Origin of the sequence: Streptomyces montanus, from assembly GCF_005786655.1 — a bacterium.
In the GTDB taxonomy this organism is placed as follows: domain Bacteria; phylum Actinomycetota; class Actinomycetes; order Streptomycetales; family Streptomycetaceae; genus Streptomyces; species Streptomyces sporangiiformans.
This window is the reverse complement of the sequence record NZ_VBZC01000001.1, coordinates 307,434-328,047: the sequence shown is the minus strand read 5'-3', so window position 1 is coordinate 328,047 and position 20,614 is coordinate 307,434. Positions and strand designations below refer to the sequence as shown.

Sequence of the window (20,614 nt, the reverse complement as noted above, 5' to 3'; positions counted from 1 at the left end):
GACGGTGCCGCCGTGCGCTTCCACCAGGTCCTTCACCAGCACCAGGCCGAGGCCGCTGCCCTCGTGGGAGCGGGAGCGGGCGCCGCGGACCCGGTGGAAGCGCTCGAACAGGCGCGGCAGCTCGTCCACGGGGATGCCGGTGCCGGTGTCGGTCACGGTCAGCCGGGCTCGGTCGCCGGCCGCGGCCACCTGCACTCGGGCGCCGCCGGTGAAGGTGAATTTCAGGGCGTTGCTGAGCAGGTTGAGGATGATCTTCTCCCACATCTCCCGGTCCAGGGGCACCGGCTTGGGCAGCGGCGGGCAGTCCACCTCCAGCGTCAGCCCGGCCGCCTCATAGGCGGAGCGGAACACCCCGGCCAGCTCGGCCGTGGCACCGGCGAGGTCGACCGGCTCGAGGGCCGGGCGCACCTGCCCGGCCTCGGCCCTGGCGACGTCCAGGAGGGTGTTGACCTGCTTCAGCAGGCGCAGGGCGCCGCGCTCGGCCAGCTCCAGCTGCTCGCGCCGCTCGGGCCGGTCCTCGTCGGCCAGGGCCTGCTGGAGCGGGCCCAGGAGCAGGGTGAGGGGGGTGCGGAACTCGTGGCTGACGTTGGCGAAGAAGGTGGTCTTGGCCCGGTCCAGCTCGGCCAGCGCCTCCGCCCGCCGGCGCTGCTCTTCGTGCGCGAGCGCGGCCGACAGCGCCCCGGCCACGGCGGAGGCGAGCACCTCCAGGAAGTCGTGGTAGGCCCCGGCCGGGGGGAAGCAGGGGTTGACGCCCACCACCAGGACGCCCTCCACCTGGCCCGCGCAGTGCAGTGGCAGGGCCAGCGCCTGCTCGACCGGGATCCGGGGGGCCGCGGCGTGCTGCCCGGCCGTGCTGCCGCCGGTGAACGCGGCGGCCGGCAGTGTGGCCGGGGCACCGTCGGCGATCACCTGCGCCAGCCGGGCCGCCGCCTCCGACCCGTCGGCCGCACTCAGCGAGACGGTCTCGGGCGCCGACGGGAGCCCGGCGGAGGCCGCCGGCCGCTGCATCCCCGGCTCGGAGGCCAGGTACAGGCCCAGGAACGGGATCTCCTCGGGGTAGGAGCCCGCCACCTCGGCGACCACGCGGGCGACCTCGCCCGGGGTGGGCAGCCCGGCGGTGCGCGTGCCGGTCTCGCTCAGCAGGCGCAGCCGACGCTCGCCCAGTACCCGGCCGGTGGTCTCGGTGAGGATCTGCAGCACGCCGCCGGCGGTGCCGTCGTCCAGCAGCACGGGCTGGAAGGCGGAGTCGAAGTAGCACTGCTCCAAAAAGCCGTGGCGCTCCATGATGAGCAGCTCTTCCGGGACCAGCAGGGGCTTGCGGGTGCCGGTCACATAGTGGAAGTGGGAGCTCACGGGGTGGGCCCAGACCTCGGGGAACACTTCCTTGTAGGGCCTGCCGAGCGCCCAGGGGTGTTTGGCGCCGACAATGGGTGTGGAGCCCTGGTTGTACAGCGTGGCGAACTCAGCCCCCCAGTACAGAGCCATCTCATGCTCAGAGGTGAGCATGAGGCGCAGGGTGTCCACCAGGGGCCCCGGCCAGGAGACGGGGGGCCCGAGCGGCGTCGCCGCCCAGTCGATCCCGGCCAGAAGCTCACCGAACGCGCCGCCCTCGGCGAACACCCGGGCCGCCGCGGTGCGCGGGTCATCGGGCCGGGTCATCGAGAAATCTTCCTCCTGGCGCCTATGTGATCCGCCCGCGCCCTCCCAAGGCTGCCGACGGCCACTCGCTGCGGACCTCCCGGACAGATCGGACGCCGGATCCGACGGTTCCGGCTACACCTCTGCCCGAATTGCAAGGTTAAGACATATAAGAGGCTATTTGTCCAGCAGTGTACGTCTGGAGCCGCACGCCGACAGAGGTGATCGTCGACTCGCAGTCCCTGCGGGCGGCCGACACTGTCGGCACCGACGGACAAGGCCGGGACGTGCGGGAGGAAGGTGGCGGGCCGCAAAGGGCACGTGGCCGTGGGCTGCCCGGGCTGGCTGCTGGTGGTGCCGCTGGTCACCGCCGCGAGCGTGCAGGGGAACGACGCCGGGATACCGCTGCTTACCCGGCTCCGCTCACCGCACCGCAGGATCACCCTGGTGTGGGACGACGGCGGACCCCGTGGGACGAAAGAACTCTGACGACGGCGCGGTCTTCGGCCGCGTCGATCCAGAAACACTCAACTCGCCGATGGGCCGGGCCACTCCATCCGCACTGCCCTGGCGACAACGCACCGTGACCACAGCACACGCCACTTGGATAAGAATGCGCACGACCAAGCGACCCAACTAGTGCGCGGCCATGGTGCTACTCCTCGCCCTGAAGGTCAGTGGTCGCGATCGGGCCGGGCCCGGTGAGCGCCGAGAGGGTGGCGGGCGGCCCCTGGACGGCGGTGCGCTGCATATGGTCCAGCACGCTGCGGATGCCGCCGAGTTCCACCGCGATCAGCCGCGCCCTGGTCCCAGCTTCGCTCATCCTGGTCGGCGGCCCGGCCGCCGACGCGACGACACTCTACTGATATTTTCCGCAACGACAAGATATTGTGTAAGGAGAGCCGGGCTCCGCGCCGCCGTGCTGGAGCACCCGGATACGCTGATGCCTTCCGTGTCGCGCGACGGCGTAGTACATCGGATCGGCCGGCAGCAAGGGAAGTGAAAGACCATGAGGGATGGTGCGTCGCGCGGACCGGGCCGGAGCACACGCGCCGACCGGGCCGCCGCGGGGGGCACACGGCCGGTGGTCAGCAGGCGCCGGGAAGTCGGTGACGTCAGCGCGCGGTCGCTGCTGATGACCATGCTCGGCGAGTACGTACTGCCACAGGGACGTCCGGTGTGGACCTCGGTGCTGGTGGACGCGTTGGCGATGTTCGGAGTCGAGGAGAAGTCGGCCCGCCAGTCGCTCGCAAGGATCGCGGCGGAGGGCTGGCTGGCCTCGGAGCGGGTGGGCCGCCGGGTGCGCTGGGCGCTCACCCCGCCGGGGCGGCGGCTGCTGACCGAGGGCGCCCAGCGCATCTACGACTTCGGCAGCGGCGAGCGCACCTGGGACGGCACCTGGCTGGTGGTCCTGGTCTCCGTACCGGAGGCCAAGCGGGATCTGCGCCACCGGGTGCGCACCCGGCTCACCTGGGCCGGCTTCGGCTCCCCGGAGCCCGGGGTCTGGATCACGCCCCACGCCGATCGCGAGGCGGAGGCGCTCGGTGTGCTGAAGGAACTCGGGCTCGCCGATGACGCGTTGTCCTTCACCGCCACCTACGGTGCCGTGGGCAGCGAGGCGGCCATGGTGGCCCGCGCCTGGGACCTCAGTGAGGTGGAAGACCGCTACGAGGCGTTCATCGACGAGTTCACCGGGCTGCGCCCGGCCGACGGTGACGCCGTCCTGCATGACCAGACGATGCTGGTGCACGAGTGGCGCCGTTTCCCCTTCCTCGACCCGCGGCTTCCGTCGAAGCTGCTGCCCGCGGGCTGGAGCGGCGCCAAGGCGGCCGAGCTCTTCCACAACAGGCACGCCGAATGGGGCCCGGTGGCGCTGCGGCGCTGGGAGGAACTGGCCGAGGGACACGGCAAGAGGTGAGATCGCGCGGGCACGCCGTCCCGTTGCGCCCGGCTCCACGGTGCGGTGGGTACGGGTCGTCAGGGCGTCCCGGTCCGCCGGGCGGCAGGCGCCGGGCAGGCGGCTGGTGGCGAACCCTGGTGAGTCGCGAACGACGATGGTCTCCTTGCCGATCAGGCCCGCGGCCTCGCGTGCCCGCTTCAGCGTCTGCTCCGCGGTGTGCGTCCCGCGAACGATCTCGACCAACGGCGTCGACCACACCGGATTGAAGAAACGCAGACCCAGGAAGTCGCCGGAACCGCCCTTACACACCGAGGCCGGGGAAGATCTTGGCCGCGTTGCCGGACAGCACGGCACGCATGGTGTCCCCGGGCAGACCCAGTGCGCGCAGCGCGGCGATGTTGCGGGAGGTGCCGGGCACACCCGGCCAGTCGGTGCCGAAGATCCACCGGGTGGCCAGTCTCGGCAGGTCGAACCGGGCGTAGTACTCGGGCAGTTTCCTCGGAGGCAGTCCCGCGAGGTCCAGCCAGACATTGGGCCTGGCCAGGGCGAGAAACGCCGCGGTGTCGTACCACCAGCCCCGCCCGCCGTGGGCAAAGACGAACTGCACGTCGGGGAAGTCCTCCACGGCGTCCAGCAGGAGCTGCGGGTCGCCGTACCGGGCCCGGGCGCCGGGGAAGCTGGAGGTGCCGGAGTGCACGACGACCGGGACACCGCGTTCGGCGCACAGCGCGTACAGGGGGTACAACTCCTTGTCGGCCGGGTCGAATCCGCCGTGCACGGGGTGCAGTTTGACCGCGACCGCGCCCAGGTCCAGCTGGCGTTCGGCCTCCGCCGCCACCGGGTGGTGCAGATGCGGGTTGACGTTCGCCACCAGGCGGAAGCGGACCGGGTTGTACGCGAGGATCGGCAGCAGGTCCTCGATCGGCTGAATGCCGGTGGCACGCGGGCTGTACTCGCAGAACAGGAGCGCACGGTCCACGCCCTCGGCCTCCAGCAGGGCGTCCAGCCGCTCGGGCACGGGGTCGCCCCGCTCGTCGTAGGCATCGCGCCACGGATGGGTGCCGGAGAACGTCTGCGCCCACTCGAACCAGGCCGGCTTGAGTGTGGACAGCCTCGGGACGTGGACATGGGCGTCGACCACGGTCTCGCCGTCGATCACTGCGGCTCCTCAGCATGCTGTTGTGGCGGCGGGTCAGCCGCGCGGGTCGTACGCGGCGACGAGTGCGGTGTCCGCGCCCACCGGGCCGTGGCCCCCGGCGCCGCCCGGTGTGCCGACCGGCTCGTCGCGGCCCGGCAGCGGCTCGGTGAAGAACCGCTTGTTGTCGGCGACGAAGTCCTTCAGCTCCGGCGGCACCCGGCGGTCCTGCGAGATCGCCTGCACCGGGCAGACGGGCTCGCAGTTGCCGCAGTCGATGCATTCCAGCGGGTTGATGTAGAGCTTGCGGTCGCCTTCGTAGATGCAGTCGACGGGGCACTCCTCCATGCAGGAGCGGTCCATGATGTCGATGCAGGGCTCGGCTATGACGTAGGGCATGGGCTTTCGGTCCTCTTCGGTGCTACGCGGCGGCGGGCGCCGTCGTGGGTACGTCGGTGGAGTGGCCGGGGAAGACCGGCTGCTCGGGGTCGATGTGGTGCGCGGCGTTGTTGACGGCGGTCGCGGCCTCCCCGAAGCCGACCGCGATCAGCCGCACCTTGCCGGGGTAGTCGTTGATGTCCCCGGCCGCGTAGATCCCCGGCACGGAGGTCCGCATCGCGGAGTCGACCGGGATGTGCCGCCTGTTCGCGATGTCGATGCCCCAGGCGAGGAGCGGGCCGAGGTTGGCGGTGAAGCCGAGGGCGGCGATGATCCGCCGGCAGGGCAGGCGGTGCGTCCGCCCGTCGCGCCGGGTGATCTCCACGGCATCCATGCCGCGCCCGTCACCGGCGACCTTCGTCAGCTCCGCCTCGGTGATGATCTCCACGCCTGCCGCCCGTACGGCGGCCACCGTGGCGGGGTGCGCGCGGAAACCGTCGCGGCGGTGGACCAGGGTCACGGAGGCGGCCAACGGATGCAGGGTGAGAGCCCAGTCGAAGGCGCTGTCACCACCACCGACGATCACGACGTCCTGGCCCGCATAGTCGTCCGGCCGGCGCACGAAGTACGCCAGCCCCGCCCCCTCGTACGCGGCGGCGGCCGGCAGCGGGCGGGGGGTGAAGGTGCCGATGCCGCCGGTGATGAGCACGGCCTTGGCGCGCACCCGTACACCCTGGTGCGTGGTCACGGCGAAGCCGCCCTCCGCAGTCCGTTCCAGCGTTTCGGCCCGGTGGCCGAGCAGGTGGTACGGGTCGTACGGTGCCGCCTGCTCCAGGAGCCGGTCGACGAGTTCGCGCCCCCGTACCGCCGGGAAGCCCGCGATGTCGAAGATCTGCTTCTCCGGGTACATGGCGTTGATCTGGCCGCCGGGCTCGGGCAGCGAGTCCATGACGGTGACGGACAGACCGCGGAAGCCGGCGTAGTAGGCCGCGAACAGGCCCGTCGGGCCGGCTCCCACGATGAGCAGATCCGTACTGTGATCCGCGGGGGGCGGGGACATGTACGTCCTCCTTGTCGCAGGTGTCGCATGTTGGGTTCAGCCCCTCCGGGTTTGAGGGGCGGGGTTTTCTTCGCCCCCGCCGCCCCTACCCCTCCCATCCCCGGGGTGCTGCCCCGGATCCCCGCTGGGGGCTGCCGCCCTCAGACCCCCGTTCGGCCTGAACGGCCTTGTCCTCAAACGCCGGACGGGCTGCCTAGGGGGGCGGAGCCCCTGGGGACGGGACGGGTAGGGGCGGCGGGGGCGAAGAACGCTGTCACCTCAGCCGGAGCCCGCAGGCGACGACGGCGAGGGCGCCTCCGCCCAAGACCCGTCGCGCACCATGGCCCGCAGCACATTCCGCCGGATCTTCCCTGTGGGCGTACGAGGCAGCTCGGGCAGCCCGATCACCCCACGCGGCCGCTTGAAGGCGGCCAGCCCCTCCCGGCACCACGCGACCAGCGCGTCCGGATCGACCTCACGCCCGGGCTTCGCCACCACGCACGCGACCGGCTTGTCCAGTCCGTCCGCGTCGGGCGCGCCGACCACGGCGACCTCGGCCACGTCCGGATGGGCGAGGAGACGCTCCTCCACCTCGGCGGGCGAGACCCAGATGCCGCCGGCCTTGAGCAGGTCGTTGGTGCGGCCCATACAGGTGTAGGTGCCGTCGGCGTTGCGTATGTAGGTGTCGCCGGTACGCACCCAGTCGCCGAGGAAGACCTGGCGGCTGGTCTCGGCCCGGCACCAGTAGCCGATGGCGGCGGACTCCCCGCGCACATACAGCTCGCCGGGTGTGCCGTCGCCCTCCACCACGTGGCCCTCGACGTCGCGCAGCTCCACCGCGTACCCGGGGACGGGTTCACCGGAGGAGCCCGGGTGGACCCGGCCCGACCGGTTGGAGATGAAGATGTGCAGCATCTCGGTGGACCCGATGCCGTCGAGCGCCTCCACGCCGAACCGCTCCAGCATCCCGTCGTACATCCGCGCGGGCAGTGCCTCTCCGGCCGAGACGCCCAGCCGCACCGTGCCGAAGGCGTCGTCCGGGATGTCGGCGCTCGCGAGCAGGGGCCCGTAGAAGCTGGGCGTGCCGAACAGGACCGTGGCCCGGTCCGTGGCCGCCCGTTTCGCGAAGAGCACGGGCGACGGTCTGGAGGGTTCCAGGAGTGCCGTCCCGCCCGCTGCCAGCGGGAAGAACAGCGAGTTGCCGATGCCGTACGCGAAGAAGAGCTTCGCGACCGACAGGCAGCGGTCCTCGGGCCCGATGCCCAGCACCCGCTGCCCGTAGTTCTCGGCGACCAGCTTGATGCCGATGTGCCGGTGCATGGCCGCCTTGGGCATGCCCGTGGTGCCCGAGGTGTACAGCCACAGGGCGGGCGAGTCCGGCCAGGTCGGATACGGCCCGTCGTCCGTGCCGACGCCGGCGTCCAGCAGCCGCTCCCAGGTGTGGCCCTCGACGTGCCCCGGCAGTCCCGTGCCGCTGTCCCCGGCCAGAACGGCGTGCTCGACCTCCGGTGCCTGCTGGAGCGCCGCATGGATGACCGGGGCGAACTCGGCGGAGCCCAGCACCACCCGGCAGCGCGAGTCGGCCACCAGCTTGCCCAGCTCGGGAGCGGTGAGCATGGTCGAGGCGGGGACGGCCACGGCGCCGATGCGGAAGGCGGCGAGGATGCCGGTGAAGAGCTCGATGTCGTCCACCATGCACAGCAGGACGCGCTCCTCCGGCCGTACGCCGAGGGCCCGCAGCCCGGCCGCCACGGCGCGGACCTCCGCCGACAGTTGCTCGTAGGTCAGCGTCCGGCGGGGAGTGACGACGGCCGTGCGGGCGCCGTTGCCCTCCCGCAGGTGCCGGTCGACCAGGTAGTCCGCCGTGTTGAACACCTCAGTCATGTCGCTCACGCACCCTTACACCAGGCGGACGTACTCGTAGTCGAACGGTTTGCCGTTGATGCCGTTGACCGGCGGCGCGACCCAGTTGGCGATCTTGCCGCGCTCGTACACCGGCTGCATCAGCGACCGGACGAACGCCAGATCCTCCGTGGTGGGCAGCCAGTGGTGGCGGCCGGCCTCCCAGGTCTGTTCGTCGACGATCGTGCCGTCGGGGGTGACGTGATGGCCGGAGGCGAGGCCGACGTTGCGGTTGAAGCCAGGGTGGGGCAGCCTCAGCCGAAAGTCGATGCCGTGGTCCTCCAGGATCCGGTTCCAGCGGGTGATGCCGTTCTTGCAGTCGGAAATGTACTCGTCGCGCAGGTCCAGGTTGAGGGCGAGCAGCGCGGGGACCTCCTCCTGGGACCAGGTGCCGTCGCCCTCCGGCTTGTCCATGAAGGCGCTGTCGTCGGTGAGCCGGTGGTCGTCCTTGCGGCGCTCCTCCTGCCAGCGGCCCTTGAGCCCGGCGGTGTAGTAGTTGGCCGCGTTGGTTGAGGTCTCGCTGCCGAAAAGGTCCAGGGAGACCGTGTAGTGGAAGTTGATGTACTTCTGGACGATGTCGAGCGGGATGCCACCGCAGGCGGCGATGTCCAGAGTGTCGTGCTCGCGGACCAGCTGGGCGCTGCGGGTCACCACGCGGTCGACGCCGGTGGTGCCGACCATCATGTGGTGCGCCTCCTCCTTCAGCATGAACGAGCAGGTCCGCGACAGCGGGTCGAAGGCGCTCTCCTTCAGCGAGCCGAGCTGGTACTTGCCGTCCCGGTCGGTGAAGTACGTGAACATGTAGAACGCCAGCCAGTCGGCGGTCTCCTCGTTGAACGCGCCCAGGATGCGCGGTGAGTCGGGGCTGCCGGAGTTGCGGTCGAGCAGCGCCTCGGCCTCCTCGCGGCCCTCCCGTCCGAAGTAGGCGTGCAGCAGGTACACCATCGCCCACAGGTGCCTGCCCTCCTCCACGTTGACCTGGAAGAGGTTGCGCAGGTCGTACAGGCTCGGTGCGCTCAGCCCCAGCAGGCGCTGCTGCTCGACGGAGGCCGGCTCGGTGTCGCCCTGGACGACGATCAGCCGCTGCAGATCGGCGCGGTACTCGCCGGGCACCTGCTGCCAGACCGGCTGCCCCTTGTGCTCGCCGAAGGCGACACGGCGGTCGGGGGTGGGCTCGGCCAGGAAGATGCCCCACCGGTAGTCGGGCACGTTGACGTGGTCGAAGTGGGCCCAGCCGTCACGCCCGACGGACACGGCGGTGCGCAGGTAGACGCCCTGGTTCTCCAGTTCCGGGCCCATTTCGCCCCACCAGTTGAGGAACTTGGGCTGCCAGCCCTCCAGGGCTCGCTGCAGGCGGCGGTCGTCGGCGAGGGCGACATTGTTGGGGATCTTGGAGTCGTAGTCGATGTTCGTGGGCATCGGTTCACACTCGCTTCCGGTCGTAGACCGCCTTCTGACCGGTGCCGTAGCGGCGCAGCGCGCCCTCCGGGCCGGCGGCGTTGGGGCGTATGAAGATCCAGTTCTGCCAGGCGGTGAGCCGGCCGAAGATCTTGGTCTCGAGGGTCTCCGGGCCGACGAACCGGTGGTTGGCCTCCATGCCGGTCAGTGCGTCCGGGCTCAGCGCCGCCCGGCCCTCAAGGACGATGCGGATCTCGTCCTCCCAGTCGATGTCGTCGGGTGCGTCGGTGACGAGACCGAGTTCGCGGGCCTGGGCGGGGCTCAGGGGCTGCTCGGTCTCGCGGCGCAGCCAGTCGAGGTGGTCGTCCTCCTGGTAGAAGCGGGACTGGAGGCGGGACAGGGCGTTGCCCATGGGGAAGGTGCCGAAGTTCGCCTCGGAGAGGGTGAGGACCGCCCTGTCGTCGCTGTCCGGGTCCTCGATCGGCGGGCCGTCCAGCATGTACTGCAGATCGCAGGCCAGGGCCAGCTCCAGCAGCAGCCCGGCGAAGCAACTGCCCGGCTCGATCAGCGCGATGAGACTGCGGCTGGTGACATCGAGCCGCTTCAGGGTGCGCTTGTAGTAGTGCACGATTTCGTTGCTCAGCCAGTCGCCGTCGGCGGCAGCGCCCAGCACGGCCCGCTCATGGGCCAGTACGAGATCGGGGTCGCCTTCCGTGCGCAGCACCCAGGTGCCCAGCTCGGTCTCGTTGGTCCGCAGCCGCAGGATCAGGTCGTCGAGCTCCCGGGTGAGGGCCAGCAGCCATCCTTCGGCGCCCTGGGTGTGGATCGCGGCGGCGTCGGCGGGGGCGGGATCCGCGGGTCCCTGTACGGTGACGCGGACCAGGCCGAGCGAGCGGTCGAACTCGGCGCGCACGTACCGGTAGGCGATGCCGTCCTCGGTGACCTCGCGCTCCAGCGGCGTCAGTTCGATGCCCTGGGCGTCCGTCGGGCGGGTGCTGTGCCCGGCCGCCTCCAGGGCGCGCTGTTCGACGATCGTACGGAAGTCCCGGCGCGGGACGACCTCGTCGACCAGCCGCCAGTCCACCGCCGTCTTTCCGCGTACGCCGTCGCTGCGGGTGGCGAAGAGGTCGGCCAGGTCCTTGCGTACGCGGCGCTTGTCGGTGACCCGGGTCAGGCCGCCGGTGCCGGGCAGTACGCCGAGCAGCGGGACCTCGGGCAGGGCCACCGCCGAGGAGTTGTCGTCGATCAGCAGGATCCGGTCGCAGGCCAGCGCCAGCTCGTAACCGCCGCCCGCGCAGGAGCCGTTGACAGCGGCGATGAAGGTGAGCCCGGAGTGCTCCGAGGCGTCCTCCATGCCGTTGCGCGTCTCGTTGGTGAACTTGCAGAAGTTCACCTTCCACTCGTGCGGCGAGGCCGCGAGCATCCGGATGTTCGCGCCCGCGCAGAAGACCTTCTCCTTGGCGCTGGTCAGCACCACCGACCGCACCTCGGGATGCTCGAACCGCAGCCGCTGCAGCGCGTCGTACAGCTCGATGTCCACGCCGAGGTCGTATGAGTTGAGCTTCAGCTCGTAGCCGGGGACCAGGCCGCCCTGTTCGTCGACGTCCATCTCCAGCCACGCGACCGGCCCGTCCGTACGGAGCTTCCAGTGCCGGTACGCGTCCGGACTCCGGTCGAAGGAAACCACCATGACGAGCGCCTCCTCGCGCTAGCGCAGGTACCGATAACGAATCTTCTACAGAAGACACACAGCGCGTCAAGGTTCTGTAGAACTATCGCGGGAGGTGGGCCGAGCAGTTGTGTCAGCCGTTCACCGGGTCCAGGGGGATCGTCGGGTAGAGCTCGGGCTCCTGCTCGGGCGTCAGCGCCGTGGGGCCGTAGATCCAGTCGGTGAAGGTGTAGTCATGGGTGTCACGGGAGCGCAGCAACGTGTTGCGCCGCAGTCGCTTGATGCCGTCGTGGTGCCAGAGCTCCCCCCACGCGCGTGCGGTGGTGACCACGCGGCGGCAGTGTTCGGGACGTACGGCCTCGTAGGCGGCGAGCGCCGCCTCCCAGTCGACGCCGGATGCCCGCTCGGACCGCCGTGCCCGCTGGGCGCCGATGTGCTCGGCCAGCACCCAGCCGTCCTCGATGGCCATGACGGCGCCCTGCGCCATGTACTGCAGCGGAGGGTGGGCGGCGTCGCCGAGCAGTACGATCCGGCCGCTGACCCAGTTCATGACCGGGTCGCGGTCGAACATGCGCCACCAGCGGTCGCGCCACATCAGTGGCAGACCCTTCTGGATCTGGGCGCACATGCCGTCGAAGGCACGGTCGAGCTCGTCGGGTGTGCCCCAGTCCTCCGCGCCGGCCAGTGCCTTCGGCGACTCGAAGACGGCGACCTGGTTGACCATCCGGCCGCCGCGCAGCGGGTACTGCACGAAGTGGCAGCGCGGGCCGACGTACACCACGACGTCCTTCTCGTGCACGCCGTTGCCGCGCACCTGGTCGAAGGGGATCGCGGCGCGGTAGGCGACATACGCGGAGTTGACCGGCTCGTCGTGGACGAGGAGCGTGCGCGCGACCGAGTGCAGGCCGTCGGCGGCGATGACGACCTCGGCCTCGTCGGTCCTGCCGTCGGCGAGCCTGACGCGCGCGCCGCCCCCGATGTTCTCGTACGCCACACAGTGGGCGCTGGTCACCAGGTCGACGCCTGCCCGACCGCAGGCGCGCAGGAAGATGCCGTGCAGGTCGCTGCGGTGGATCACCATGTACGGGAAGCCGTAACGGCGCTGAAGGTCCGTCAGGTCCAGGCGCGTCAGTTCGCCGGCGTCGACGGCGTCCTTCATGACCATGTGCTCGGGCCGCACGCCGAGCGAGGTGGCCTCGTCGAGGAGGCCGTAGTCGTCCAGGATGCGGGTGCAGTTGGGCGCGATCTGGAGGCCGGCGCCGACCTCGCCGAACTCCGCTGCCCGCTCGTACAGGCGCACTCGCAGCCCTGTGCGGGTGAGAGCCAGCGCCGCCGAGAGGCCGCCGATCCCGCCGCCGATCACGAGGACGTCCGGTCGGTTCGGGTCCGCGGTGCTCATGCCCTTCTCCTCGGTGACTCCTCGGCGGTCACAGCCGTCACAACCACGGCGCCAAGGGCTCGGCGGGGGCACCGTCGGGGGTCGTCACGCCCGTGAAAGGACGGCCGGCGAGATACGCCGTGACCTCGGCCGGGCTGCCGTGCACGGCGGGGACGACGTCCCTGCCGCGCTTGGCGAGAATGTCGTCGCGCAGCTCGGCGAGGAACGCCTCGGGCAGGTCGGCGAAACGCACCCCCGTGCCGAGGTCGACGGCGTGCACCATGACCTCCCTGCCGCGCATCCACGGGGTCTCGCTCGCCGGCACGGTCCGCCCCTGAGCGGTGACGACCTCCGCCTGCCACTGCTGTTCGGTCAGTGCGGCCATCGACTCGACCAAGGCTTGCGCGGACTGCTCGAACCACGCGGTGAGCCGGTCGCCCGGCAGAGCGGCGCCCGACTCGATCGTCGCGCCTCGCTGCTCCGGCGAGCTGTACATCGGTGTGGGCTCACCGGTGCGCGCCCAGTGCAGAAGGTTCCCGATGGCCTCGGCGTTGCCGGCGAGATGGGCGACGACATGCCCCCGCGTCCAGCCGGGGAGCAGCGAGGGCGCGCCGTACGAGGTCGCGTCGAGGCCGTCGATGGCCAGGCGGCACAGCGCGGTGCCCTCGACGACCCAGGTGAGCGCCGTCCGGAGGTCTCTCATCGCGCCGCCTCCGCGACGACATGGTTCTCCAGTCGCCCCAGGCACTCGATCTCGGTGACCACGAGGTCGCCCGCCTGGAGGAAGACAGGTGGCTTGCGGGCGTGGCCGACGCCGCCGGGGGTGCCGGTGGCGATGATGTCGCCGGGGTTGAGCCGCACCATCGTGGAGACGTAGCGGACCAGGTCAACGGGGTCGAAGAGCAGGTCGCCGGTGTTGTCCTGCTGCATCACGCGGCCGTTGACCTCACAGCGGATGTCGAGCGCCGGGCGTGGGCCGCCGATCTCGTCGGCCGTGACGAGGCAGGGGCCGACCGGCGTGGTGGAGTCCCAGTTCTTGCCCTGCAGCCACTCGCGCGTACGGAACTGCCAGTCGCGACAGGTGACGTCGTTGAGGACCGTGAAGCCCGCGATGGCCGCCTCCGCCGCGGCCTCGTCCGCACGCCGGACCTGTCGGCCGATGACGACGGCCAGCTCGGCCTCCCAGTCGAACGCCTCGGTCTCGGCGGGGCGCTGTATGGCGTCGTGGGCACCGATGAGGGTGTCGGCGAACTTGCAGAAGAGAGTGGGGTATTCGGGCAGGTCGCGACCCATCTCCTTGATGTGCTTCTGGTAGTTCAGTCCGACGCAGACCACCTTGCTGGGACGCGGGACGAGCGTGGCGAACACCGCGCCGGTGGCGGCGTACCGGGGGCCGTCGGCGGTCTCCGCGGCCGCGAGACCGCCGACCGAGGCGAGGACGGCGCCGACGTCGGGCAGGCCGAGGTCGACCAGGGAGTCCCCGTCGACGCGGACGGCGGTGGTGCGGGCACCAGGTTCGGCGGGTTCACCGTGTTCACCGGGTTCAGCGGGTTCTCCGAGACGGATGGTGGCGAGCTTCACGCGTGCTTCTCCTCGACGTGGGTGGCGTGGGTGGCGTGGGTGCGGAACAGGTTGAGCTTGGTGAGAATCGGCGCGTCGCTGAACTGGAACAGGTCGAGCGCTCCGGAGTCGGAGTCGGACGGGGACGCCTCGGACCGGATCGACAGCGGCATCCATGAAGGGACGACGAAGAGGTCGCCGCGCTGGACCGACCAGGAGACCTCGCCGACGGTCACCCGGCCGGAACCGTCGAACACCTGGTAGACCGAGGACCCCGTCTCGCGGCGGGGAGCGGTCTCCGCGCCGCTACGGATGCGGTGGAACTGCGCGCGGATGGTCGGCAGGACGTCGTCGGCGGTGGTGGGGTTGGTGTAGCGCACCAGCGCGTGACCGGGCTCCACGGTGCCGGGGTGTCCCTCGCGCTCCAGCTCCAGCTGGTCGGTCAGGGCGGCGTCGGTGTCCTCCCAGCGGTAGCGCAGCAGCGGAGTGCCCTGGCGGGACGCGAACTGCGAGACCGGGACCAGCCCCGGGTGCCCCCAGAGCCGCTCCGCACGGGAGCGGGGCGGCGCCTGGTGCTCCTCCTCGGACAGCTCGTCACGCCCGAAGTCGAAGAACTGCCCCTCGACGTCGTACTGGAAGGGGATGTCGAGGCCGTCGATCCAGGCCATCGGTTCGTCGGCCGCGTTGTGGTGCGCGTGCCAGTTCAGGCCCGCCTGCGGCAGGAAGTCACCGCGGCGCATGGGCACCGGGTCGCGCTCCACCACCGTCCACACGCCCTCCCCTTCGACGACGAACCGGAAGGCGTTCTGGGTGTGCCGGTGCTCGGGCGCGTCCTCGCCGGGCATCAGGTACTGGATGGCGGCCCACAGCGTCGGGGTGGCGTACGGCCTGCCGCCCAGGCTCGGGTTGGCCAGCGCTATCGCGCGCCGCTCTCCGCCGCGGCCCACCGGCACGAGGTCGCCGGCCCGGCCGGCCAGGTCCAGCAGGGTCTTCCACTCCCACCGGTGCGGCCGGGCCTTGGATCGGGGGTGCTCGGGCATCAGATCGCCGATCCGGGTCCACAGCGGCACCAGCAGGGCGCTTTCGAAGCCCCGGTAGAGGTCCTCGAGCTCGGGGGTCACCGGCGGCTGGTCGGGCCGGTCCTCGGCGGTCAGCTTGACGGGGGAGGCGACGTGCGGGTCGTGGTCGGTCATACGGGAACCGTGCGCCGTACGGATCGCTCGGGAACAGTAGATTCTGCACAGCGGAACACACCCAGCGAGAGGTCGTCATGGCCAAGCCCATGAAGAACCCGCCGACGTACGGCGTCACCAGCGTGGACCACGCGCTGCAGCTCGCGGTGATCCTGCAGGTGGAGGGTCCTCTCACGGTCTCCGAGGCCGCTCAGCGGCTCGGCGTGGCCCGCTCCACCGCCCACCGCCTGCTCTCCACGCTGGTGTACCGGGACTTCGCGGTCCGCAACGAGGACCGCACCTATCGCGTCGGCCCCGTCCTCGAGATCGCCGACCGCACACAGTCGAACGTCGCGGCCGTCAGGGCCGCCGCCCTCGGCCCGATGCGGGCCCTGGTCGACGCCCTCGACGAGACGGTGAACCTCAGCATCCGCACCGGCCGCACCGTGCGGTTCATCGCCTCGGTCGAGTGCGCGCAGGCGCTCCGGGTCGGAAGCCGCGAAGGCATGGTCTTCCCCGCGCACCAGGTGACCGGCGGCCTGGTCATGCTGGCGGCCCTCGACGACGAGGATCTGGCCGCGCTCTACGCCCCTTCCCCCACCGGCGGATCCGAGGAACGCCCTGACCTGACGAGACTGCGCACCGAGCTCCGCGCGGTCAGGCAGAGCGGCGTGGCCCTCAACCTGGAACGTTCCGAGCGAGGTGTCGTCGCCGTCGGGCGTGGCGTGACCGACTCCAGCGGGCACACGGTCGCCGCCGTCTCGGTCTCCATGCCCAGCGTGCGCCACTCACCGCACCGGCTGAACGAGGTCGTGGCGGCGCTGACCACCGCGGCGGAGGCGATCTCCACCGCCCTCGAAGGCGGGACCCACGACCCCACCCGCACCTGACGAAACGCCGGCCCACTCCACGGCTGCGGCACCCGCACGCCGCCTACGCCACGGCCTCCTTCCCCATCTCTTCCTTGCCCACTGTCTCCTCCCCCACCGCTTCCTTGCCCACCGTCTCCTCCCCCACCGCGATCTCGCTCACGTCGGCCTCCGGGCCGTGCGGGGTCTTCTCGAACTGCGTCCGGTACAGCTCCGCGTACCGCCCACCCGCCGCGAGGAGTTCCTCGTGTGTGCCGCGCTCCACGATCCGGCCCGCCTCGACCACGAGGATCGCGTCGGCGGCCCGTACCGTCGACAGCCGGTGCGCGATGACGACCGCGGTGCGCCCCTCCAGAGCTTCGGTGAGCGCCTCCTGGACGGCGGCTTCGGAGGTGTTGTCCAGATGGGCGGTCGCCTCGTCCAGGATGACCACCCGCTGACGGGCCAGCAGCAGCCGAGCGATGGTCATGCGCTGGCGCTCACCGCCGGAGAGCCGGTAGCCACGCTCGCCCACCACCGTTTCGAGGCCGTCGGGCAGCGAGCGGACGAGGTCGTCGAGGCGGGCGCGGCGCAGGACGTCCCAGAGTTCGTCGTCACCGGCCCCGGGCCGGGCGAGCAGCAGGTTGGCGCGGACCGACTCGTGGAAGAGGTGCCCGTCCTGGGTGACCATGCCGAGCGTCGCTCGCATCGACTCGGCACTCAGGTCGCGCACGTCGACGCCCCCGATGCGTACGGAGCCCTCGTCGGTGTCGTAGAGCCTCGGCAGCAGTTGCGCGATGGTCGACTTTCCGGCGCCGGAGGAGCCGACGAGCGCGACGGTCTGGCCAGGTTCGGCGCGGAAGGAGACGCCGTGCAGGACTTCGGCGCCGCCACGGGTGTCGAGGGCGGCGACCTCCTCCAGCGAGGCCAGGGAGACCTTGTCGGCGGACGGATAGGCGAAGCGGACGTCGGTGAACTCGACGGAGGCCGGGCCGTCCGGCACCTCGCGCGCGCCCGGCTTCTCCTCGATCAGCGGCTTCAGGTCGAGCACCTCGAAGACCCGCTCGAAACTCACCAGGGCACTCATGACCTCGACTCGGGCTCCCGCCAGGGACGTCAGGGGCGCGTACAGTCGGGTGAGGAGCAGTGCCAGCGACACGACGGCGCCCGGCTCCAGGCTGCCGCGCAGCGCGAACCAGCCGCCGAGTCCGTAGACCAGCGCGAGCGCCAGCGCGGAGACGAGAGTAAGGGCCGTGATGAACGCCGTCTGTGCCATAGCCGTACGGATCCCGATGTCCCGCACCCGCCGAGCCCGCGCCGCGAACTCCTTGGACTCGTCGTCGGGCCGCCCGAAGAGCTTGACCAGGGTGGCGCCGGGCGCCGAGAAGCGCTCGGTCATCCGCGTGCCCATCGCGGCGTTCAGGTCGGCCGCCTCGCGCTGGAGTTTCGCCATCCGGCGGCCCATACGGCGCGCGGGCACCACGAACACCGGGAGCAGCACCAGCGCGAGCAACGTGATCTGCCAGGACAGGGTAAGCATCACGGCGAGGGTGAGCAGCAGCGTCACGACGTTGCCGACCACTCCGGACAGTGTGTTGCTGAACGCACGCTGCGCGCCGATCACGTCGTTGTTGAGACGACTGACGAGCGCGCCCGTACGAGTACGTGTGAAGAACGCGACCGGCATGCGCTGCACATGATCGAAGACCGCCGTCCGCAGATCGAGGATGAGTCCCTCCCCGAGGGTCGCCGAGAGCCAGCGGCTCGCCAGCCCGAACACGGCCTCGGCCAGCGCGATCAGAGCGATGAGCAGGGCCAGCCGTACGACGGTGCCCTCGTCGCCGTCGGACACGATCACGTCCACGACGTGTCCGGCGAGGACCGGTGTCGCGACGGCGAGCAATGCGGTCACCACGCTGAGCAGCACGAACTGCGCGATGCGACGCCGGTGCGGACGAGCGAATCCGGCGATGCGGCGCAGCGTCACGCGGGCGAAGGGACGGCGCTCCGTCTGGGCGGTCATGACGCTGTGCAGCTGCGTCCAGGCTGTGGTCTCCATACTCATGAGGGACACGGTAGAACCTCAAGCAGGCTTGAGCTCAAGGAACGATTCACGGAATGCGCCGGGGCCAACAGCCCAAGGACGTACCCGCCACGTCAATCGCCGTCCGCGCGCCCGCAACCCGCTGTTGGCACGGCGCGGAGAACCTCTCCCCATATGACGGACGTACGACTCCCCAGGCGACTCTCCCGGACCTTCTCGGGGCGCCTCGCGGTCCGCAGGATCCTCTGCATGCTTCCCCTCGTGCTCGTCCTCTGGGTCGCGGCGCGCCACCGGTCCGTACTGGTGGAGGGCTTCGCTCACCTGGGGACGGCCGAGTGGCCGTGGCTCCTGGCGGCCGTGACGGCGACCTGTCTGACGTGGGTCGCGGCGGCCGTCACCCGGCAGGGCGCGCTCGTCGAACGGCTTCCCAGGCGCCGGCTGCTGGCCACGCAGTTCGCGGCGGGGGCCGCGAACCATCTGCTGCCGACGGGGCTGGGCGCGACCGCCGTCAATCTGCGGTTCATGACGGTCTGCGGTGTTCCGCCGGCCCGCTCCTCGGCAGCGCTCGCGCTCTACATGCTCGCGCAGTTCGTCGCCCGGATCGGCCTGCTGCTGGCCATGCTGATCGCCCTTCCCGACGCCCTGCGGATCGGCCCGCTCGTCCCGGACGGGACGGTCGGTCCCGTGCTGCTCGGCGCCGGCGCGGTGGTGTGCGCGGCAGTAACGGTTCTGCTGCTCGTACGGCGGCTGCGTACCGTCGTCCTCTCCTTCCTGCGGACCGCGCTGGGCGAGGCCCGCTCCGTGCACACCCGGCCGACCCGCGCGCTCGCCCTGTGGGGCGGCGCGCTCTCGTTCCCGATGCTGCAGGCCGCCGGACTGGCCGCGGTGGGCCGAGCGTTGGGACTGCCGGTGCCACCGCTGCACATGGTGCTCGTGTATCTGGCGGCGACCGCCGCCGTCGCCGTCATCCCCACACCCGGCGGCATCGGATCGGTGGAGGCCGCGCTGATCGTCGCGCTGGTGGCGGCGGGCGGTCCGGTGGCCGTGGCGACTGCGGTGGTGCTCGCCTATCGCATCATCACGGTGTGGCTGCCGCTGCTGCCGGGGGCGTTGACGCTGGGCGCGCTCGTCCGGCTGAAGGTGATCTGAATCTCCCGCGGTCCGACTTGAGTACGGCGGCGCATCCAGGCCATCTTGGGCCCGGCCAGGTCGGGGTCGACGGGTAGTCCGTCCAGGTGCCACGACGTGTCGCGCCGGGGCGCCGGCCTGGGGCCGAGGCAGCGGTTGAGCATGCCGAGATGGCCGGAACCGGAGCGGGCGTGGGACGGGGCACCGCTGTACATGCGGCAGGATGAGCGAGCCTGCCGCTGGGCGGTCGACGTCCCGGCGGGCACGCACATCTCGGAATCGAGCAGCAGGTGGCAAGGTGACGACACATCACATACCGGGCGTACGCCCCCTTCACAGATCGACGGGAGGCAGCTGGTGAACCGCGACCTCACAGCCCACGACATGATCATCGCCGGCGTCTGGGTGGCCATCGGGCTCGTGGCGGGCTTCCTGCTGCGGATGCTCCTGCGCTGGCTGGGCAAGCACGCCACCCGCACGCGCTGGAGCGGGGACGACGTCCTCGTTCACGCGCTGCGCACTCTGGTACCGCTCGCGGCCCTCACCGGGGGGTTGGCGGCCGCCGCGGCGGCGCTGCCGCTGACGGGCCGGGTCAACAACACCGTCAACCAGGTCCTGACGGTCCTCCTCATCCTCGCCTCCACCGTGACGGCGGCGCGCGTGATCACCGGCCTGGTGCGGGCCGTGACCCAGTCCCGCTCGGGCGTCGCCGGATCGGCCACGATCTTCGTCAACATCACCCGCGTCGTCGTGCTGGCGATCGGCATCCTGGTCGTCCTGCAGACGCTGGGCATCTCCATCGCCCCGCTGCTCACCGCCCTGGGCGTCGGTGGTCTGGCGGTCGCGCTCGCCCTCCAGGACACCCTCGCCAACCTCTTCGCGGGCATTCACATCCTCGCCTCGAAGACGATCCAGCCCGGCGACTACATCCGTCTGACGAGTGGTGAGGAGGGCTACGTCGTCGACATTAACTGGCGCAACACCGTCGTACGCAACCTCTCCAACAACCTCGTCATCATTCCCAACGCCCAGCTCTCCAGCACCAACATGACCAACTACAGCCGTCCGGAACAGGAGATGACGCTCACCGTTCAGGTCGGGGTCGGCTACGACAGTGATCTGGAGCAGGTCGAACGGGTGACCTCCGAGGTGGTGTCCGAGGTGATGACGGAGATCGAGGGGGCCGTCCCCGAGCACGAACCCGCCATCCGTTTCCACACGTTCGGGGACTCCAGGATCAGCTTCACCGTCATCCTGGGCGTCGGCGAGTTCAGCGACCAGTACCGGATCAAGCACGAGTTCATCAAGCGGCTGCACACGCGGTACCGGGTCGAGGGCATCAGGATCCCCTCCCCCGCGCGGACGATCGCGTTGCAGCAGGGCGGGGCGGCGGCCATTCCACAGCAGTGGGACGGCGTCACTTCG

18 protein-coding genes and 1 pseudogene are annotated in these 20,614 nt (G+C 70.9%); 5 read left to right on the top strand and 14 right to left on the bottom strand.

The annotated features are described in order from the left end of the window. The coding region (locus FE633_RS01430) for a sensor histidine kinase (protein WP_246113348.1) at window positions 1-1,659 on the bottom strand (1,659 nt) is incomplete at its 3' end. 279 nt (window positions 1,660-1,938) lie between these two features. Between FE633_RS01430 and FE633_RS01425 the strand changes: the two genes are divergently transcribed. Then, on the top strand, window positions 1,939-2,127 hold the full coding sequence (locus FE633_RS01425) for a hypothetical protein (RefSeq protein WP_138043129.1): 189 nt from the start codon (window positions 1,939-1,941) through the stop codon (window positions 2,125-2,127). A gap of 166 nt (window positions 2,128-2,293) precedes the next feature. Here FE633_RS01425 and FE633_RS46985 read toward each other — a convergent pair whose 3' ends face one another. After that, on the bottom strand, window positions 2,294-2,461 hold the full coding sequence (locus FE633_RS46985; RefSeq protein WP_171059740.1) for a hypothetical protein: 168 nt from the start codon (window positions 2,459-2,461) through the stop codon (window positions 2,294-2,296). A 186-nt stretch (window positions 2,462-2,647) separates the two neighbouring features. Here FE633_RS46985 and FE633_RS01420 point away from each other — a divergent pair, with 186 nt between their 5' ends. Then, on the top strand, window positions 2,648-3,556 hold the full coding sequence (locus FE633_RS01420) for a PaaX family transcriptional regulator (protein ID WP_138043128.1): 909 nt from the start codon (window positions 2,648-2,650) through the stop codon (window positions 3,554-3,556). A 135-nt stretch (window positions 3,557-3,691) separates the two neighbouring features. Here the strand turns inward: FE633_RS01420 and FE633_RS49650 are convergent. The 11 genes and pseudogenes from FE633_RS49650 to FE633_RS01365 form a co-directional block, all read right to left on the bottom strand. Then, window positions 3,692-3,847: pseudogene (locus FE633_RS49650) on the bottom strand (3-hydroxyacyl-CoA dehydrogenase NAD-binding domain-containing protein); the annotation flags it as partial. Further along, window positions 3,840-4,697 (bottom strand): amidohydrolase family protein, encoded by an 858-nt coding sequence (locus FE633_RS01410; RefSeq protein ID WP_138043127.1) that lies wholly within the window; start codon window positions 4,695-4,697, stop codon window positions 3,840-3,842. The gene FE633_RS01410 and the pseudogene FE633_RS49650, both read right to left, overlap by 8 nt. Window positions 4,698-4,730: 33 nt before the next feature. Beyond that, complete coding sequence (gene fdxA / locus FE633_RS01405; protein WP_138043126.1) at window positions 4,731-5,072, bottom strand: ferredoxin; 342 nt, start codon at window positions 5,070-5,072, stop codon at window positions 4,731-4,733. A gap of 22 nt (window positions 5,073-5,094) precedes the next feature. Then, window positions 5,095-6,111 (bottom strand): NAD(P)/FAD-dependent oxidoreductase, encoded by a 1,017-nt coding sequence (locus FE633_RS01400; RefSeq protein WP_138043125.1) that lies wholly within the window; start codon window positions 6,109-6,111, stop codon window positions 5,095-5,097. A 258-nt stretch (window positions 6,112-6,369) separates the two neighbouring features. Continuing rightward, window positions 6,370-7,974, bottom strand: a complete 1,605-nt coding sequence (locus tag FE633_RS01395) for a benzoate-CoA ligase family protein (RefSeq protein WP_138043124.1) — start codon at window positions 7,972-7,974, stop codon at window positions 6,370-6,372. Window positions 7,975-7,989: 15 nt separating this feature from the next. Further along, entirely contained in the window at window positions 7,990-9,411 is a 1,422-nt protein-coding gene (gene boxB, locus FE633_RS01390) for a benzoyl-CoA 2,3-epoxidase subunit BoxB (RefSeq protein WP_138043123.1), read from the bottom strand. A gap of 4 nt (window positions 9,412-9,415) precedes the next feature. Beyond that, window positions 9,416-11,080 (bottom strand): 2,3-epoxybenzoyl-CoA dihydrolase, encoded by a 1,665-nt coding sequence (boxC, locus tag FE633_RS01385; protein ID WP_138043122.1) that lies wholly within the window; start codon window positions 11,078-11,080, stop codon window positions 9,416-9,418. A 112-nt stretch (window positions 11,081-11,192) separates the two neighbouring features. Then, window positions 11,193-12,458: an FAD-dependent oxidoreductase gene (locus FE633_RS01380; RefSeq protein WP_138043121.1), complete on the bottom strand. Its 1,266-nt coding sequence runs from the start codon at window positions 12,456-12,458 to the stop codon at window positions 11,193-11,195. A gap of 37 nt (window positions 12,459-12,495) precedes the next feature. Beyond that, entirely contained in the window at window positions 12,496-13,140 is a 645-nt protein-coding gene (locus tag FE633_RS01375; protein ID WP_138043120.1) for a maleylpyruvate isomerase family mycothiol-dependent enzyme, read from the bottom strand. Next, window positions 13,137-14,018: a fumarylacetoacetate hydrolase family protein gene (locus FE633_RS01370; protein WP_212747145.1), complete on the bottom strand. Its 882-nt coding sequence runs from the start codon at window positions 14,016-14,018 to the stop codon at window positions 13,137-13,139. Before FE633_RS01370 ends, FE633_RS01375 begins: the two co-directional genes overlap by 4 nt. Further along, on the bottom strand, window positions 14,015-15,190 hold the full coding sequence (locus FE633_RS01365) for a cupin domain-containing protein (RefSeq protein WP_138043119.1): 1,176 nt from the start codon (window positions 15,188-15,190) through the stop codon (window positions 14,015-14,017). The genes FE633_RS01370 and FE633_RS01365 overlap by 4 nt, the downstream gene beginning before the upstream one ends. Before the next feature lie 77 nt (window positions 15,191-15,267). On the opposite strand from FE633_RS01365, the gene FE633_RS01360 reads away from it, so the two are divergent. Continuing rightward, window positions 15,268-16,059 (top strand): IclR family transcriptional regulator, encoded by a 792-nt coding sequence (locus FE633_RS01360; protein ID WP_138043118.1) that lies wholly within the window; start codon window positions 15,268-15,270, stop codon window positions 16,057-16,059. A gap of 43 nt (window positions 16,060-16,102) precedes the next feature. Here the strand turns inward: FE633_RS01360 and FE633_RS01355 are convergent, their stop codons facing one another. Further along, window positions 16,103-18,082, bottom strand: a complete 1,980-nt coding sequence (locus FE633_RS01355) for an ABC transporter ATP-binding protein (RefSeq protein WP_246113347.1) — start codon at window positions 18,080-18,082, stop codon at window positions 16,103-16,105. Between the two features lie 153 nt (window positions 18,083-18,235). Between FE633_RS01355 and FE633_RS01350 the strand changes: the two genes are divergently transcribed. Both FE633_RS01350 and FE633_RS01345 read left to right on the top strand, forming a co-directional pair. Then, the gene (locus FE633_RS01350; protein ID WP_138043117.1) at window positions 18,236-19,210 is read left to right on the top strand and encodes a lysylphosphatidylglycerol synthase transmembrane domain-containing protein; all 975 of its coding nucleotides are present in this window, start codon (window positions 18,236-18,238) and stop codon (window positions 19,208-19,210) included. A gap of 336 nt (window positions 19,211-19,546) precedes the next feature. Beyond that, window positions 19,547-20,614: mechanosensitive ion channel family protein (locus FE633_RS01345; RefSeq protein WP_138043156.1), on the top strand; the 1,068-nt coding region annotated here is incomplete at its 3' end.